Source organism: Stenotrophomonas sp. 8(2023) (assembly GCF_030345295.1).
Classification (GTDB): domain Bacteria; phylum Pseudomonadota; class Gammaproteobacteria; order Xanthomonadales; family Xanthomonadaceae; genus Stenotrophomonas; species Stenotrophomonas muris.
This window is the reverse complement of sequence record NZ_CP128404.1, coordinates 2356527-2372611: the sequence shown is the minus strand read 5'-3', so window position 1 is coordinate 2372611 and position 16085 is coordinate 2356527. Positions and strand designations below refer to the sequence as shown.

Here is a 16085-nt window from a genome sequence, read left to right as displayed (position 1 = left end):
GAACCTCCTTCAGAACAGGTCGGCGTGGCTGAAGCCGAAGTCGACCAGTTCGGCATCGGTGATCGGCCCCTGTCGCGCGTAGAGCGCGCGGGCACTGGGCCGTTCGCTGGGTTGCAGCAGAACCGTGTTGCGATCGAAATCGCTGCCGATCACCACGAAGACGGCACGCGATGGCCACGCAGCGAGGAATTCAGGCAGCGCCAGGCTGCGGTTGCCGAGGATGGGATCAGCCACCTCGACCACACCGTCGCGCACCTGCTTGAGCACCACGAAGTGGCGGAAGCCACGCACGTCCATCAGCACAAGACCGGGAACGCGAAGCGTGCGCAGGCGTGTTTCATCGATACGATAGCCGCGCCCGCGCATGCCCAGCGATTCCACGTAGCGCTTGATGTCGAGCAGCGAGAAACCACGCTCGGCCACCAGTGCTGGATCGGACACCCCCATCATTCCTTCGATCACCGTCGCTTCGTCGGTCTGCAGGTGATAGGCATGGCGCAGGATGGTTGCCAGTGCGGCCGCCCCGCAGCTGTAATCGGTGTGCTGGCGCACCACGTTGCGGTAGCGCCGTTCCTGCATGCTTTCCACCTTCTGCTGCAGCAGTGCGCCATTGGGCAGCACGCCGGCGAAGCCGACGTCGCCCGCCCGCGCCGATGCACCGCCCAGCAACAGCAGGCAGGCCAGCAGGCATATCGAGAGACGGTGGCCGATCATCACGTTCTCCAGCAGCAGGAGGGAGCCCCTGCCCCAAGGGGGAGGAGGAACAGGGGCTCCCGGGAACCCGGCCATTGGCGGACGGCCGGGGTGGTGCTCTTACTCGCCGTTGCCGCCACCACCGCCGGTGCTGGGCTGGGCTACGGCCAGGGCCAGGCTGTTGGCCTGCAGGTTGCCGGTGCCCGCCGCCACGTTCACGCCGATGTTGCCGGAGGCGCCGGAGAAGGCACTGCCGGACAAGGCCGACGTGTTGGTGGCGTTGACGTTCACCCAGCGCGTGGTGCTGACCGTGCCGCTCAGGCTGGCGTACAGATCGGCCACGCCCAGTTCGACGAACTGGCTGGTGCCGCTTTCACGCGTATCGAAGCCCAGCCCGCCCACCCCCGGCCGGTTGGGGTTCATCGTGGCGTTCTGGATCTGGTTGTCCAAGTCGATGTGGCCGGTGCTGTTGCCACCCGGGTGCGGCAGTTCGCCATTCCAGGTGTCCAGATAGTAGTTCGCCATCTGGTAGGCGTTGCCGGTGCCGCGGTAGGTGCCCGCGCCATAGGCCAGGGTCAGGCCGCTGACACCGCCACGCATGCCGACCTGCACGGTATCCGTGTAGGACTGCACGAAGCCGGCGTTGCTGACCGTGTTGCCGGTGGAGACCTGGTTCGAACTGATGCTCGACTGCGCCACCGCCGTGGTTGCGACCGAGGCCGCGAGCGCGTTCTTCTGCTCGTTGTTGTTGCCCGAAGCAATGTTGACACCGATGTTGCCTGACGCACCGCCGAAGGCATTGCCACCGAGACCTGCGGCATTGGTGACGCCGGAGTTCATGGTCGCGTTGCCGAAGCCGGCCTGGTTGACGAACACCTCGGCGTCGGCCATGCCGAAGCTGAAGGACGCATCGGCAGCGGACAATGACGCGGCATTGTCCTGGGCGTTGTTGTCCCCCGATACCACGTTGAAGCCGAGGTTGCCGGAGGCGCCGGCACCCACGCTGTCACCGATGGAGGCACTGTTGGTGACCAGGCTGTTGCTGGTGGCGTTGCTGCTGATCGACTGGCGGTTGTCGATCACCGCAATGGCCGCCGAGTCGAGGTCGATGTCACCGGTAATGGTGGGGTCGCCGGAGAAATTGACGTCGGTGCTGAGGCGCAGGTCCTTCTCCAGGTTCACGTCGACGCCGTGGTTGTTCTTTTCCTTGCGCTCGTCGGCCTGGATGGTGCTGTGCTTCTGCACATTGACGTTGACGGTGCGGTTGCGTACGTCGTTGTCGGTGTGGTTGTGGGTGTCGTTGCGGGTTTCGCTGACGGTGTGGTTGTGGTTGATGTTCGCGTTGGCGTTCTGGTTGTCCCAGCCATTGGCCGCAGCGGCGGTCGAGGCAGTGGCAATCGCCATGGCGAGCATGGTCCGTTTGACGGTCGCTTTCATGGTGCCCTCTCTCTCATCGGGTGGTGCATCGGTTGGGTGGTTGTCACGGGCGGTCCTGCACGACCAGGCCCAGCACATTGGCCGTGTCGTTGCCGCTGCCCGCGATCTGATTGAGTTGCAGGACCCCGTCGAATCCCCGCAGCGCGGTGCTGGTGACACCGGCGCTGCGGGTGCCGGTCGCGACGCCGCGACCGGCGTCGTCCCGCCCCCCTGCCAACGCGGAACCTTCGGCGGCCAAGGCCGTATCGTCGGATTCGCGTATGCCCTGTCGAGCCAGCGTCGCGCTGACGACGTTGAGCGTCGTGTTGGCGATGCCGCTGGCCTGGTTGATGGATGCGATGCCGCTGGCACCGGCCAGCGCGTTGCCGTCGATGACGGCGGTGGCGTGCGCCGGTGCGCTCAGCACGCGGTTGCCGGCCCGCAGTTGCCGGTTGCCGATCGACACGTCGGCGCGTTCGCCGGTGGCGATGCCATGCAGGTTGGCCTGCAGGTTGAGGTCACCGGCCGCCTGGTTCACCGCGATGGCGCCGTTTGCACCCGCCAGGGCGTGACCGTCGATGCGGGCCACGTCGAGGTAGGCGAGCATGCCGCTGTAGTCGTCGGCCTGCGCCATCAACGGCGTGGCAAACAGGACCAGCAGCAGCCAACGTGCCCGCTTCACTTGCCACCTGCCGGGGCCGGGCCCTGCAACGGGAACTGGGCGAGCGCGCCGCGCACGGTATCGCCGATGCCGCGGGTGCTGTTCCCGACCGCGCCCAGTGGGCCACCCAGTGTGCCACCGAGGCTGCTGCCGAGCATGCCGTCACTGCTGCGTCCCAGCGTGCCGCCCAGGGCCTGCTGGGCGACCCGTTCGACGGTGGTGCCCGTGGGGGTCGCGGTCGCAGCCGTGTGCCCCGCCCCCATGCCGGCATAGTCCTCATCGCTCAGCTCGTCCATCGCGTTTGCCGGGGTACCCGCACCGAGCGCCGTCGCAATCTCGCGCTGTGGTTTCGGGTCGGCGATCAGCGCCATGCCCGGGGGCGCCATGCGATAGGCCGGCCGCGCGGCCACATCCCGCAACAGGACGATTTCGCCCGGTTGTGCCTTCACGCCCTGGCGGGCACCGGAGGCAGAGGCGCCCGCGGCGCCCGACAGCAGGGCCACGGCCAGCATTGCCAGCAGGCCGCGAATGGGGGTGATGCCGTCCATGCCGATCTCCCGTGATGGGTGCGGCGGAACCACGCATCAACCGTGCCAACCCTGAAAGTCTTGGCAGCCAGGGGGGCGGGCACTGGCAGGCGTGGGGCGTTGCTGCCATGTCGTTACAGCAGCGTGGGAAAAATGTTGGGATTGCGCAGCGCCAAGCGCCGCAGGGCAAGGCGGGCGCCCGACTGTCGCACGGGTGTTACAGGTGCCGCCGCGGACTGTAACGATGCCGCTTCAGCCAGTGCTTTCTTGACGCGCCGCTCATTGCGCCGCCGTTTAGCGCAGCGCTAGGATCCGCGCAACAAAGGCCGCCGCGGTGGCCGTAGAGGTCCCGGCGGAGGGGCGGCACGCCGGTGATTGCCTGACAGTCCGCCGACGGTGTCCGGATGCTGGGGGAAGCATGGCAGCGGTCCCGGAGGCTTCTGCGTCACGATGCGTGCTCTGGTTCGGCGAGCCGCTGGCGAACGAGCGCAGCGCGCTGGCAGCCGCAGGCTGGTACGTGCGTCGCATCCATCCCGACCCGGCGATGGCCATCGGCCTGCGCGGGCGCGACCGGCTGCTCGCCGTGCTGGATCTTCGCCATCTGGATGCGCCGGCCCTGCAATTGCTGGCGCCGTGGATCGAACAGCACGCGCATCTGACGTGGCTGGCGGTGCTGCCGCCTGGCGCAGGGCCCACGCCTGCCGCGTGGCTGCCCTTGTTGCAGCGTTGCATCTCGCGGTTCACGCTGCCTTTCGGCCTGCAGGACCTGGTGGCGGCGATGCGCCAGCAGTTCGACGCGGAGGATACGTCTGCCGACGAAGTGTGCAGCGGGCAGGGGCCGCGCGCATTGATCGGCGAGAGTCCTGCGCTGCATGCGGTGCGCACCGTACTGCACAAGTTCGCGCCGGTCGATCTGCCGGTGCTGGTCACCGGCGAGACCGGCACCGGCAAGGAGTTGGCTGCACATGCACTGCACGCGTTGTCCGGCCGTGCAGGCAAGCCGTTCATCGCGGTCAACTGCGGTGCCATCCCGGCCAACCTGGTGCAGTCGGAGCTGTTCGGCCACGAGCGTGGCTCGTTCACCGGTGCCGACAAGCGCCAGATCGGCGTATTCGAAGCGGCATCCGGCGGCACCGTGTTCCTCGACGAGGTGGGCGACCTGCCGGCCGAAGCGCAGACCAGCCTGTTGCGCGTGCTGCAGGAAGGTACGTTCGAGCGGGTCGGCAGCAGCCAGCCGCTGCGGGCGGACGTGCGTGTACTGGCTGCCACCCATGTGGAACTGGAGCACGCGGTGGCGCAGGGGCGGTTCCGCAGCGATCTCTACTATCGCCTCAACGTGCTGCGCCTGGTGATGCCACCGCTGCGCGAGCGCGGCGCTGATGTGCAGCTGCTGGCCGAGCATTTCCTGCGCTGCTTCCGCCTGCGCCACAGCGTGCGTGCACGTGGCTTTGCACCCGCTGCGCTGCAGGCGATGCGGCGTTTCGAATGGCCCGGCAACGTGCGCGAACTGCTGAACCGGGTGCAGCGGGCGGCGATCATGGCCGAAGGCGAGCTGATCAGCGAGCGTGACCTCGAACTGGGAGGGCCCGTGCATGCGCCGCCGGGGGCGATGCTGCACGATGCCCGCGGCCAGGCCGAACGTGATGTGCTGCTGCAGACGCTGCGGCAGACCGGCTACAACGTCTCCGAGTGCGCGCGGCAGATGCAGATCTCGCGGGTGACCGTGTATCGGCTGTGCCGCAAGCATCGGCTGGAGCTGCCGGCGCAGCGCTGATCAGCCGGCCGGCACGTGCTTGAACAGGCGCAATGGCGTGCCTGGAAGACGCTCGATCACGCCCTTGGCCTCCAGGTCCAGCTGCACGGCTTTCAGCCACCAACCGGCCGTGGCGCCTTGCGGAAACAGCGATGCGGGCAGGTGCGGCAACAGCGCCTGCTTCGCCTGCGCCACCGTCATCCCGGGAGGTTGCCTGGGCAAGGCACGCAGCAGGGCCGCGCGCATGGCCATGTACTTGGCGCGATCCACGCGCTGGATGTGCCCGGGCGTGGTGATGCTCTCGATCTCGATCCGCTCGGGCTCAGGCATGGCTGTCTCCCGTGATCTCGATGCGTGGGCTGCGGAAGCCCATGGAGATCCACGCCTTCAACAGCCGGGCGTGGAACCGCAGCGAGTGGGTCTTCAGGTTGGGCACGTCGCCGGGAAGGACAGACGCGTCGGGAAGATCGTTGACCATCGTCCGCATCTCCACGGCGGGGCGTATCGCGTCCGGCCACAACAGCCCATACAGGCTCAGCCAATGGCCACCGCTGAACTCCAGGAAGAGCGGCGTATTGCAGCAGCCCGCCACGACGCGGCGGCTGCCGGCCGTGCTGGACAACCGCCACGCGTGCAGCCGGGAATGCCCGGCATCGATGCGGACGCGATCCTTGCGCTGCATTACGAAATGCGTCTGGCCCTGAGGCCCCAGCACCTGCGGTACGCCGGGCATCGCCTGCATCCGGACGCCGGCCCTGCGGCAGCTGTCGCAGCAGCATTCGACGCTGGCGATGGGGCTGCCGGTGGTGGTCAGGCGGACCTGGCCGCAGGCGCAGGCAAGGGACTGTTGGGAAGGCATCTGCATTTTCTCCTGGGGTACTCAACCTCTCGACGAACGGGCGCGTGGGAAATCGACACCCACTGCCTTCAGGGCGGCATCATCCGGTAGCGGACGCGGTACAGGTCCAGTCCCTCACCACCGGCGCGTCGCGCCGAGTAGGTCAGCGTGTCGCGGCGCGAGCCATCCAGCATCGCGCCGTAGCTGTCGCCGCTGGGCGCGTTCACGGGCGATGGCAAGGCATGGCCTGCGTCATAGCGGCCTCCACGTTCGTAGGCAATGAACTGGCGCACCGGTGCGCTGCCGAAGTCCTGGGCGCGGGCAAATACCACCGTTCGGCCGTCGCCCAGGAAGGTGGCATCGAACTCCTGTGCTGCGGTATTGAGGTCTCCCGCCAGTGGCCGTGCCGGCTGCGCGACGCCGCCGATCATCGCCGCGCTGTAGAGGTCATGGCCGCCAGCACCGCCCGCACGATCGCTGGAGAACAACAGCGTACGACCGTCGGGCGAGAGCATCGGCGCGAACTCATCGGCCGCGCTGTTCACTGCGGGGCCAAGATTGACTGGCTCCCCGAATCGACCGTCGCTCCCCATGCTGACCCGATACAGATCGTCACCGCCCTGGCCGCCTGCGCGGTCCGAGCAGAAATACACGACGTGCCCATCCGCGGAAAATGCGGGATCGAAGTCGCGCCCCGGCGTGTTGAACGGCACTGGCGTGGCCGGCCGCCAGCGGTCACCTTCGCGGTGCGAGATCCAGATGTCGTAGCCCCCAGGCCCCCCCGGCCGGTTGCGGCTGAACCACAGGGCGGTATTGCCGTCCGGACTCAGGGTCAGCCGGATCTCGTCATGCTGTGTGGAGGCAATGCCGGGGGCGAAGCGCTCGGCGGGACCGATGATCCGCAGCACCACGGGCGGGGAGGGCACGGGCAATGCCGATGCCAGCAGCATCACGGCCAGCAGCGCCTTCATGCCTGTCGCTCGAAGTCGCTGACCCAGTTGGTTTCCCAACTGCGTCCACCATCGGCGGAGGCCGCCTGTTCCCAGCGCGCCGAACGCGGGGTGATGCGTGACCAGATCACCCGCGTCTGGATCGCCCGTCCCTCGTGCTGGTCCTCGCCGAAGAAGCGGCCGACACCGGCCTCGAATCCCCCACGCAGTGGCTCGCCGATCCGGGTCGGCGCGCGGCCATCCAGCCACCAGCTGAGCCAGTGCCGCTCGGCCGCATTCCAGGCGCGGATGCCCATGCCGCGCAGCGGTGCTCCACGCACGTCCAGCAGGTTGTCGCCCACGTTGCCGAATCCGCCCAGTACCGGCCAGTTGTGCAGGGTGCCGTTGAACGCGTCCCACGCATCGCTGCCTGCCAGCCGAGCGCGCAGGCGGCGATGGCGCACGTTCCAATGGCCCACCAGGAAATCAAAATCGCCCGGTGCATCCGGCAGCTTCGGAAGCGGAGTGGGGATCGCAGCAGTGCGCCGGAACCAGTTGCGCCAGTTCACTTCCCAGTGGGCACCGGCATCGTCGGAGAACGCCTGCTCCCACCACGGCTCATCGCCGTGGATGTCATGCCAGCGGAACCAGACCTCGATGGGGCGTCCCTTGAAGTCATCGCGACCACGGAAGCTGCCGCCATCGCCTGCGAAGGCGCCGCGCACGGGCGCTTCGATATGGGCAGGGGTGCGCCCATCGATCCACCAGATCGACCAGGTGGAAGACACCGGATCGAAGGCACGCACGCCCAGGCCCCTGTAGGGGCCCGAAGGCAGTGCCATGACGTTGTCATCGATGGTGCCGAGCCCGCCCAGGGTGAGCCAGACCGCGCTGGCGCCGGTGAAGGCGTCCCAGCGGGTATCGCCCACCAGGCGCTCCTTCAGGCGTTGGTGCCGGACCTGCCAGTTGCCCTGCAACCATTTCCAGTCTGCGCTGGGGCTGGCCAGGGCCCACCCGGAGGGCAGGGCGGTGGACGCTGCCGTGGCGGCCAGGGTGGCCAGGAACTGCCGTCGATCCATGTGCGTTATCCCGTGCCGGAGGTGCCTCCATCGTTGCGCGTGCGAGGGGGATTGACCACGCGGAAATCGGGGCTCAGGCTAAGCCACACTTATGGTGACCCAACGCCAGCTGCCATCGCTTGTCGCCATCCGCGCCTTCGAGGCGGCGGCACGGCTGGGCAGCTTCGCCCGCGCCGCCGAGGAGCTCGACACCAGTGCGGCATCGGTGAGTTACCACGTGCGCCGGCTGGAGGCCCAGACCGGGACCTGCCTGTTCCTGCGCCACGCCCAGCATGTGGAATTGACCGCCGCCGGTGCGAGCGTCGCAGTGGAGGCCACCCGGGCCTTCGACGCGCTGCGCGCCAGTTTCATGCGCGCCGCTGACATGGATGCGGCACGACTGCGCCTGTCCGTTCTACCGACGCTGGGCACCAGCTGGTTGACGCCGCGCCTGGGCAGTTTCCGCGCGCGCCATCCAAGCATCGTGCTGGAACTGGACCTGTCGGCAGAGCCGCAGGACCTGGCCGCCGGGCGTTTCGATGCCGCCATCCGCAACGGGCATGGTGCGTGGCCCGGGCTGCAGGCCACGCCCCTGTTCCCCAGCATTTTCACTCCGCTGTGCGCGCCAGCGCTGCTGCCGGCGGCAGACGGGCTCGGTCGGCGGGCGTTGGAGGTTCCACTGCTCGGCAGGCCTGACTGGTGGGCGCTGTGGTTTTCCGCACATGGTGCTGTTCCGCCACCGGACCCGGAGAGCTTCGTCACCCCCTTTGCGATGGAGCATCTGGATGTCGGTGCTGCCATTGCCGGGCAGGGCATCGCCATCGGCTCGCCGATCCTGTTCCAGGCAGAACTGGACAGTGGGCGCCTGGTGCAGGCACATCCCGGTGTGGCCAGCGACGGGCGTGGTTTCTGGTTCGTGGCACCGACGGCGCGCAGCCGCAGCACCAAGGTCATCGCATTCGGTGACTGGCTGGGCGAGCAGGCCGCGCAGGCCAGGCGTGCGTCGCGACATCATCTGGCACACGCGGTGACGCCATGAACCAGAGCCCGGAACTGTTGCGGCGCCTGCTGCGTGCCAAGGACCGGATGGACCACGCCAGTCACGAGGACTGGCCGGTGGCCCGCCTGGCCGAGGTCAGTGCGGTATCGCCTGCGCATTTCGCGCGTTCGTTCAAGCAGGCATTCGGCCTGCCGCCGCACCGCTACCTGCTCAGCCGCCGCATCGAACGGGCCGTGGCGATGCTGCGTGACACCGAGCTGCCGGTCACCGAGATCGCCGCGCAGACCGGCTGGAGCAGCCTGGGCACCTTCGGGCGCATCTTTCGTGACATCACCGGCGACAGCCCGGGCAATGTGCGCCAGCGCGAGCGCGCCGGCGAGGCGACGCCGGCCAGCGTGCCGGAATGCCACGCACGTGCCGCGCAGCGACCGGACCTGAACATCGCAGTTTTGGAGAAGCGCCGCCGCGAGGCGGTTGCTAGCGTGGATCCCACCTGAGGGAGGTCCCATGACAAACACTGTGAACACGGTCGGCCTGTATGTGCGCGACCAGGATGAGGCGCTCGCGTTCTACGTCGGCACGCTCGGCTTCGAAGTGCATACCGACGTGCGCAATGGCAGCTACCGCTGGCTGACGGTGCGCAGCCCCGGCCAGGACGGATTCCAGCTGGGCCTGTTCGTGCCCGGTCCGCCCACCCACGATGCGGCCACCGCGCAGGCGCTGCAGCAGCTGGTGGCCAAGGGCGCAATGCCGCCGCTGGTGCTGGCCGTGGATGACTGCCAGGCGCGCTACACGCAATGGCTGGCGCAGGGCGTGGAGTTCACCCAGGAGCCGGTCGAACGCTACGGCGCCATCGATGCGGGGTTCCGCGACCCGTCCGGCAATGGCTGGAAGATGATCGAAGCGCGCTCCGAAGCGAGGCGCCGTCAATGAGCCGCGGTGGCTGGGCGCGGCCCGTACATCGCTGGACCTCGATCGTCTTCACCCTGGCGGTGATCGCCAACTTCGTCGTCCGCGGGCTGGGGCAGGGCGAGCCTGCAGCGTGGATCACCTATTCGCCGCTGCCGCCACTGTTCCTGCAGCTGTTCACCGGCCTGTACCTGTTCGTGCTGCATTACGCCGGGGAACGCCGCGGCGCCGCACTGGGCGCTGCGGGCTGAGGCCGCCTCAGGCGGCTGCGTCGGCGGCGTAGGCCGCCAGCACTGCCGGCAGCTGCTCCATGCGCTGGAAGATCACCTTCGCGCCCGCAGCGCGCAGGGCCTCCGGCGTGCTGTGGTGCGGGCCGCCCTCGCTGAAACCAAACACGGTCGCACCTGCCGCGACGCCGGCGGTGGCGCCGGTCACGGTGTCTTCGATCACCGCGCAGCGCTTCGGGTCCACGCCCAGCGCTGCGGCGGCGGCCAGATAGACATCCGGGTGAGGCTTGGTGTTCGGCATGTCCTGGCCACTGAACACATGGGCACCGAAGGCATCAAGGATGCCGACCTTGCCCAGCTGCAGCTTCACCTTGAACAGGTCGGCACCGGAGGCGCAGGCAATCCGCCCGCCGGTGGCCGCGGCAATCGCACGCACGGCCTCGGGCGCCCCCTGGATCGCCTCAAGGTCCTGCTCCAGCGCACGGTTGCGCTGCTGGCGGAATTCCTCCAGCCATTGCTCGGTGAACGGCTTGCCGGTGCGCTCTGCGATCAGCCCGGCCAGATGAGCCACGGACTGGCCGAGGAAGACCTCGCCCGCCTGCGCCGGGGTCAGCGGCCAGCCGCGTGCGGTCAGCATTTCCGAGAGCACACGGGCCACCAGCGGCTCGGAATCGACCAGTACGCCGTCGCAGTCGAACAGCACGGCATCGAAGGGGAAACGGGACATCTACTACTCCGGGAACAGCCAAAGGGGCGACGTGCCCGCCATTTTCCCATAGCGGGTCGGGCGGGGCACGCGGGCCACAGGAACGCTAGACTGCCAGGTCAGCCCGCCCAGCGCCTGCACGGGAATACGCCTTGAACCGATTGCGATCATTCTTCAGTGCGTACCCCATCCAGTTCGCGATGGCCGCCAAGCTTTACGTGCTCTGCCTGTATCTGCCCGTAGCCCTCCGCCTGGTCGAATTCGGGCGCCGTCTGGGCCCGCCCGAGGCCTCACGTGAAATCGGCTACGCGCTGGCGGAGCTCGGTTTCAGGCTGAGTCTCTTCGCCGGAGCGGCGGTACTGGTGTCGATGCTGGTGTTCGGGCGTCGCGGCGCGCTGCGGATCCGCCACCCGGTGATCGCTTCGATCGCCTTTTTCGGGTTGCTCGTCGTGCTGGATCGCGCCATGCGCATTCCGATGGCGCAGTTGCCGTTTCCAGTCTACAGCGTCGCAGCCATCAGTCTGATGCCGCTTGCGCATGCACTGGTCCTCACGCTGCTGGCCTTGGTGCCGGCGCTGCTGATGCAGCGGCGCATTCCTGCCGAGGGCGGGCACCATCACCTCATCAGTGCCAGCATCGCCGGCGCGGTGACGCTGGTGGCCGGCAGCTGCCTGCTTCCCATCCTGGTGGCGCAGCTGCCGGTGGGATTCTCGCCCGGCGAGTTCATCATGCCCGTTGCCGACGGCGCCGCGCAGCTGCAGATTGCGAGCCTGATCCTGCTGGTGGCCTGCGCGCTGGCCACGTTTGCCGGCCTATGGGCCGGCGCGCCGTCGCCGGAACCCGCATCGACGGCGCGCACGATGGTGGTGTCGCTGATCCTGCTTGCCACGGCGCTGCTGATCATCCTGGCCAGCATGGTTTATCTTCTGCGAGCGCTGTCCGCTGGGGCGCCGACGACAGGTCGCGGGCTTGTCGTTGCCACCGTCGTCGGCGCCGCAGTGCAGTTCCTGCTGGCCAGAGTGCTGGCGTCACGATGGCTGCGCGCACAGGCATCGTGACGTTCCTCTGCCCCCCGATCAGCCCAGGTCACACCCGGCCGGCTGCGGCCAGGTGGTGGCCGGCAGCATGTTCTTCAGCGAGGCCGGCGCGTTGATCGCCACGTAACTGGCGCCCAGCAGTTCCTCCAGATCGGAAATCGTCACCAGGTAATTGTCCAGGCTGCCCAGGTTGGCCTCGTTGGGGATGATCCAGCTGATCGCCTTGGCGGTTCCGGTGTTCGGGTCGCGGGTGATGATCGTCTTCCAGAAGAACTCCGGCGTCGGAATGCCATGGCTGGCCAGGAAATAATCGTTGGCGGCATCGCCGTAGACCACGCCACCGTAGACGTCCACCGGCGCGATGTCGCGGTAGCACTCGGCCACGTTCTCGGCCTTCACCCAGATGCCCTGGTTGAAGCTGGACACCTGCGGCACGATGTTGGTCATGTAGTTGGCGCGACGGATGTAGGTCGCGTCGTAATCCATGTGGTTGGACGTGACCAGATGGCCACGGTCATAGCCGGATTTGATGCTGGCGTAGGACGCGGTGCTGGTCTGGCCCAGGCAACCGGCCGGCAGGTCCGGGTCCTTGTAGAAGCTGGACGGCCGTGCGGCCGAACCGGTATCGGCGGTGAGCGTGTACTCGTAGCGGGTGGCACTGTGGATGCCGCAGTCGTAGGTGAGCACGAAGCCGCCCTTGTTGAGGGTGACTACCTGGGCCTGGGCTGCGCCGGCAAAGGCGCTGAGGACGAAGGCAAAGACGAAGCTTGCAAGGCGCATTGCGATTCTCCAGCAAAGAGTTCAGGACGCAGCTGCCCGCCACGACCAGGCCCGGCCTGTGTCATGTGAAGGCGTTGCGGATACGGGTGATGCGGAGTGCAGTAGAGCGAGGCCGCGATGAGGAGGGCCCGGAGGGCCGCGCGGTGTCGCAAGCGTCACAAGCTGTCGTCTTTTGGTCAACGACGAGAACGCGAAGCTGTGACCGGGTGCAAGCACTGGTGATGTGTCAGATCACGCGGTCCGTGGCTGACATGCGTACGTGCTAAGCACCCTGCAGGTGTGAAGTGCATGCTGGACTGCGCATCCTCCGCGGCCCGGTTCCGCACCGATTGGCTCTACAAGGAAGCCTCTTGCCCAGCATCCGGCGCCAGGCAGGCGGCCCTGCTTTGCTCGCTCGAGTCCGCAATGACTGCCTCGCTGAAACCACTTCGGCTCAAGTACAGGCGATTCCACCGATCCAGGGCATCGCCGTCACGCGCCCAACAGGCGTAGCGTGTAATGGTCTCCAGATTGTCGATGGTCGGGTAGCGCTGTGCGATTTCGTCCAGCCCCTGGCGCATCAGCGGCCAATCGGGTGTCGCCGCGCGGAAGTGATCGGCCGAATACGCGGTGGCTGACCAGTACAGCCGTGCGTAGCGCATGGCCCGCTTTTTCTTCGGGATACTGGCCATCGAGCGCCGTGCGAAGGCTTCCATCTTCCGTGCGCTGCCGCCCCAGGCCGGCGTGAAGTGCTGCAGGGCAATGAAGTGCAGCGGCTCGTAGTCGGGGAAGGCCTTCGCTGCACGGTCGACGAGCGTCAGTAGTTCTTCGTCATCCGCGCCCTCGCGCAGCGCGATCAGCACGCTCATCTCGTGCCAGAACGGGTCGCCGCCGGCAACGCCCTCATGCGATTGCAGGTAGGCCTGCGAAGCCGCGTTGTACTCATGGAACTGAGCCCAGTCTTCGGCATTGACGGTGTTGGCGTAACCATTTCCGCGGTAGCTCCAGGCCAGGTTGAGCGGAATCCGTGCAGTCATCAGGTGGGCTGCCGGCGACTTTGGCGCATGCTGAACCCAGCGCGCCGCCCAGGCCGACCAGCGGTTCCAGGCCTCCACCTCCTGCCGCGCCGTGCCGATTGCACGCGACATGCAGAGGTAGAAACGGCCCAGCCGGGATTCGCCGGCGGCGTTGAGCTCGCCCGTGCGGAGGCGCGCGGCCATCGCGTCCAGTGCCGGAAAGTCGTCGTTGGACATCAACTGCGCGATTTCGCTGCAGTCATCCGTGACGTCGGGGTCCCGGGCCGCCACGGCTGAAGGGGCGAACAGACTGGCCACGCTCAAGAGCGTGCCGACGAAGAGCGTCCTGCGCATCGGGGGGGCATCCTTGCATTGATGGGAGCCTGCGGAGGACCGCAGTGCCGCGAAGCATACCAAGGTGCGCTTTGCGCCATGCTGCGTCGCAAGGTGCCAGCCACCATTCGCACTGGTACGGTCCGACCCGTTGCACCACCACCGACGGGGAGAGACGACGATGCGCAAGCTTTTGCTGCTGTTGATCCTGCTGACCGGCCTGGCGCCCACCGCCTGGGCCGCCACGGTCAAGACCACCCATCGCACCATTCCCAGCTGGGATGGCACGCCTCTCGGGGCCTTCGTCATCGAACCGCAGGATGCCGGCAGCGGGCGCTATCCGCTGCTGGTCATGCCCAGCAGCTGGGCGGTGCCCAGCGTGGAGTACGTGGGCGTGGCACAGTCGCTGGCGCAGCGCGGCTATGTGGTCATCAGCTACAGCTCGCGCGGCTTCTGGGAGTCAGGTGGCAGCATCGACATCGCCGGGCCCGCCACGGTCGAGGATGTCAGCGCGCTGATCGACTGGGCGCTGGACAACACCCGCGCCGATCCGGCCAGGATCGGGGTCTCGGGCATCTCCTATGGCGCCGGCACCAGCCTGCTGGCGGCGGCGCGCGACCCCCGCATCAAGGCCGTTGCCGCACTCAGTGGCTGGGCCGACCTGCAGGCGTCGCTGTACAGCCATGACACACCCAGCGCCCAGGGCATCGCCCTGCTGGTGGCGGCGGGTCTGGCCACCGGCCGCCCCGGCGCGGAGCTGGCCACCATCAACCGCAATGTGCTGGTCGGCAATTACCAGGGGGCGGTGGACTCGCTGCTGCCGGTGGCCGCACAGCGCAGCCCGGCCAGCAGCCTTGAAGAGATCAACGCCAACCAGCCGGCAGTATTCCTCGCCAATGCCTTCAATGACAGCCTGTTCCCGCCGGGGCAGCTGGTCGATTTCTTCAACCGCCTGAAGGGGCCCAAGCAGCTGCAGTTGCGCCACGGCGACCATGCCCTCAACGAGGCCTTCGGTGCGTTCGGCATTCCCAATGAGGTCTATGCCGCCGTGGGCGACTGGTTCGACCACTACCTGAAGGGCGTGGACAATGGCATCGATCGCCAGGCAGCGGTGCAGCTGAAGTCGCAGAAGGGCAGCTGGAGCCGCTATCCGGACTGGCAGGCCACCAATGCGGGCGCCGTCAGCTACGGCCTGACCGCACCCTCCGGTTTGTTGCTTCCCACCGGCGGCCTGGCGGAGAACGGTGGCGCTACCGGCTGGAGCTACCGCATCGGCAGCGGGCTGCTGACGGCTGCCAGTTCCGGCGTGGTGATGGCCTCCGGTGCACTGCAGATGATCAACCTGCCGCCCGGCGCCTATGTACCGTTCGTCGGCCGCAACGCCGCCGGCGTCTGGCAGGGCCCGATCTACTGGAGCGCACGTCGCCTGGATGGCGCACCGGAAGTGCGGGTGACGGTGACGCCCAGCCGCGCCAATACCACGCTGTATGCCTACCTGTATGCCGAAGACGCGCTGGGCAACGGCCAGCTGGTCAGCCACAAGCCCTACACCCTGCGCGGGGCCGCGCCCGGCCAGCCGAAAACAATCGATCTCCGCCTGGAAGCCAGCAGCTGGAACCTCCCGGCCGGCAGCCGCCTGACCCTGGTGGTCGATACCGTGGACCTGCGCTATGCAGGCATCAGCCAGCTGGGCGGTGCGGTGACCTTCAGCTCACCGGCCAACGCGCCTTCGGTGCTGAAGGTGCCCCTGCATTGACGTGGCGCCGCGCCCGTTGCGGCGGGCGCGGCACGACAGACCTGAAAGTTGCCAGACTGGAGCGCAATCCAGTCGAGAGGTGAATCGATGGCGCTCGCATCGTTGCTGGTCGGCGCGGTACTGGCAGCAGGCACCCAAGGCTGTGCCACAGATTGGCCAAGCACGCTGTTGATGGATCTGGAGGCTGCTGACGCGGCCCTGCGCGACAGCCATTCCGGGGTGGTTGACCCGCACAATCCCGGCTTCGTCTCCCAGATGGACGGCGCCCTCAGTGTCTACATGGATATCAGGCCTCAGCCATTGCCCAGTGGGCTGAGCCGGATTTCGGTGCCCATGAAGGTCTACCGCGGTCGCGGGCGCGGTTCGAACGAGCCCTACGTGCCGGATCGCCGCTACGCGGGGGACATGCGGGACACGCAGGCGCTGGAGGCATGGATCCTGGAGGGCAGGGACTGATCGGACCTGAT

Annotated in this window: 19 protein-coding genes; 8 read left to right on the top strand and 11 right to left on the bottom strand. The window is 67.7% G+C overall.

Going from position 1 to position 16085, the window contains the following annotated elements:
* Positions 1–9: 9 nt before the first annotated feature.
* From QP609_RS11155 to QP609_RS11140, 4 genes are all read right to left on the bottom strand, one after another.
* Complete coding sequence (locus QP609_RS11155; RefSeq protein ID WP_197621317.1) at positions 10–714, bottom strand: C39 family peptidase; 705 nt, start codon at positions 712–714, stop codon at positions 10–12.
* Positions 715–813: 99 nt separating this feature from the next.
* The gene (locus QP609_RS11150) at positions 814–2130 is read right to left on the bottom strand and encodes an adhesin (RefSeq protein ID WP_142234777.1); all 1317 of its coding nucleotides are present in this window, start codon (positions 2128–2130) and stop codon (positions 814–816) included.
* Positions 2131–2173: 43 nt separating this feature from the next.
* Positions 2174–2743, bottom strand: coding sequence for a hypothetical protein (locus QP609_RS11145; RefSeq protein ID WP_142235010.1), 570 nt, complete (start codon positions 2741–2743; stop codon positions 2174–2176).
* A gap of 44 nt (positions 2744–2787) precedes the next feature.
* The gene (locus QP609_RS11140) at positions 2788–3318 is read right to left on the bottom strand and encodes a hypothetical protein (protein ID WP_142234776.1); all 531 of its coding nucleotides are present in this window, start codon (positions 3316–3318) and stop codon (positions 2788–2790) included.
* A gap of 397 nt (positions 3319–3715) precedes the next feature.
* Here QP609_RS11140 and QP609_RS11135 point away from each other — a divergent pair, with 397 nt between their 5' ends.
* Positions 3716–5071: a sigma-54 dependent transcriptional regulator gene (locus tag QP609_RS11135; RefSeq protein WP_049439629.1), complete on the top strand. Its 1356-nt coding sequence runs from the start codon at positions 3716–3718 to the stop codon at positions 5069–5071.
* Here QP609_RS11135 and QP609_RS11130 read toward each other — a convergent pair whose 3' ends face one another.
* The 4 genes from QP609_RS11130 to QP609_RS11115 form a co-directional block, all read right to left on the bottom strand.
* Positions 5072–5380, bottom strand: a complete 309-nt coding sequence (locus tag QP609_RS11130) for a hypothetical protein (RefSeq protein ID WP_014647247.1) — start codon at positions 5378–5380, stop codon at positions 5072–5074.
* Positions 5373–5915, bottom strand: a complete 543-nt coding sequence (locus tag QP609_RS11125; RefSeq protein WP_041863476.1) for a hypothetical protein — start codon at positions 5913–5915, stop codon at positions 5373–5375. Before QP609_RS11125 ends, QP609_RS11130 begins: the two co-directional genes overlap by 8 nt.
* Before the next feature lie 62 nt (positions 5916–5977).
* Positions 5978–6859, bottom strand: a complete 882-nt coding sequence (locus QP609_RS11120) for a PD40 domain-containing protein (RefSeq protein ID WP_197621318.1) — start codon at positions 6857–6859, stop codon at positions 5978–5980.
* A complete protein-coding gene (locus tag QP609_RS11115; RefSeq protein WP_197621319.1) occupies positions 6856–7896 on the bottom strand; it encodes a hypothetical protein in 1041 nt (346 codons plus the stop codon). Before QP609_RS11115 ends, QP609_RS11120 begins: the two co-directional genes overlap by 4 nt.
* 91 nt (positions 7897–7987) lie before the next feature.
* Between QP609_RS11115 and QP609_RS11110 the strand changes: the two genes are divergently transcribed.
* From QP609_RS11110 to QP609_RS11095, 4 genes are read left to right on the top strand one after another with little or no spacing between them, the layout of a single operon-like run.
* Positions 7988–8914, top strand: coding sequence for a LysR substrate-binding domain-containing protein (locus QP609_RS11110; RefSeq protein ID WP_014647243.1), 927 nt, complete (start codon positions 7988–7990; stop codon positions 8912–8914).
* On the top strand, positions 8911–9372 hold the full coding sequence (locus tag QP609_RS11105) for an AraC family transcriptional regulator (RefSeq protein WP_197621320.1): 462 nt from the start codon (positions 8911–8913) through the stop codon (positions 9370–9372). The genes QP609_RS11110 and QP609_RS11105 overlap by 4 nt, the downstream gene beginning before the upstream one ends.
* A 10-nt stretch (positions 9373–9382) precedes the next feature.
* Positions 9383–9808 carry a VOC family protein gene (locus QP609_RS11100; protein ID WP_087922649.1) on the top strand — a complete coding sequence of 142 codons (426 nt, stop codon included), beginning with the start codon at positions 9383–9385 and terminating at the stop codon, positions 9806–9808.
* A complete protein-coding gene (locus QP609_RS11095) occupies positions 9805–10035 on the top strand; it encodes a hypothetical protein (RefSeq protein WP_014647240.1) in 231 nt (76 codons plus the stop codon). The genes QP609_RS11100 and QP609_RS11095 overlap by 4 nt, the downstream gene beginning before the upstream one ends.
* Positions 10036–10042: 7 nt before the next feature.
* On the opposite strand, the gene QP609_RS11090 is transcribed toward QP609_RS11095, so the two are convergent.
* Positions 10043–10738, bottom strand: a complete 696-nt coding sequence (locus tag QP609_RS11090) for an HAD family phosphatase (protein WP_014647239.1) — start codon at positions 10736–10738, stop codon at positions 10043–10045.
* A 179-nt stretch (positions 10739–10917) separates the two neighbouring features.
* Between QP609_RS11090 and QP609_RS11085 the strand changes: the two genes are divergently transcribed.
* Positions 10918–11775 carry a hypothetical protein gene (locus QP609_RS11085; protein ID WP_289213769.1) on the top strand — a complete coding sequence of 286 codons (858 nt, stop codon included), beginning with the start codon at positions 10918–10920 and terminating at the stop codon, positions 11773–11775.
* Between the two features lie 18 nt (positions 11776–11793).
* Here the strand turns inward: QP609_RS11085 and QP609_RS11080 are convergent, their stop codons facing one another.
* Entirely contained in the window at positions 11794–12534 is a 741-nt protein-coding gene (locus QP609_RS11080; protein ID WP_134808896.1) for a DNA/RNA non-specific endonuclease, read from the bottom strand.
* Between the two features lie 335 nt (positions 12535–12869).
* Positions 12870–13883 carry a DUF4034 domain-containing protein gene (locus QP609_RS11075; RefSeq protein ID WP_134808895.1) on the bottom strand — a complete coding sequence of 338 codons (1014 nt, stop codon included), beginning with the start codon at positions 13881–13883 and terminating at the stop codon, positions 12870–12872.
* A 160-nt stretch (positions 13884–14043) separates the two neighbouring features.
* On the opposite strand from QP609_RS11075, the gene QP609_RS11070 reads away from it, so the two are divergent.
* Both QP609_RS11070 and QP609_RS11065 read left to right on the top strand, forming a co-directional pair.
* Positions 14044–15618, top strand: coding sequence for a CocE/NonD family hydrolase (locus QP609_RS11070; RefSeq protein WP_197621321.1), 1575 nt, complete (start codon positions 14044–14046; stop codon positions 15616–15618).
* 87 nt (positions 15619–15705) lie between these two features.
* On the top strand, positions 15706–16074 hold the full coding sequence (locus QP609_RS11065; RefSeq protein ID WP_227863746.1) for a hypothetical protein: 369 nt from the start codon (positions 15706–15708) through the stop codon (positions 16072–16074).
* The last annotated feature ends 11 nt before the right edge of the window (positions 16075–16085 follow it).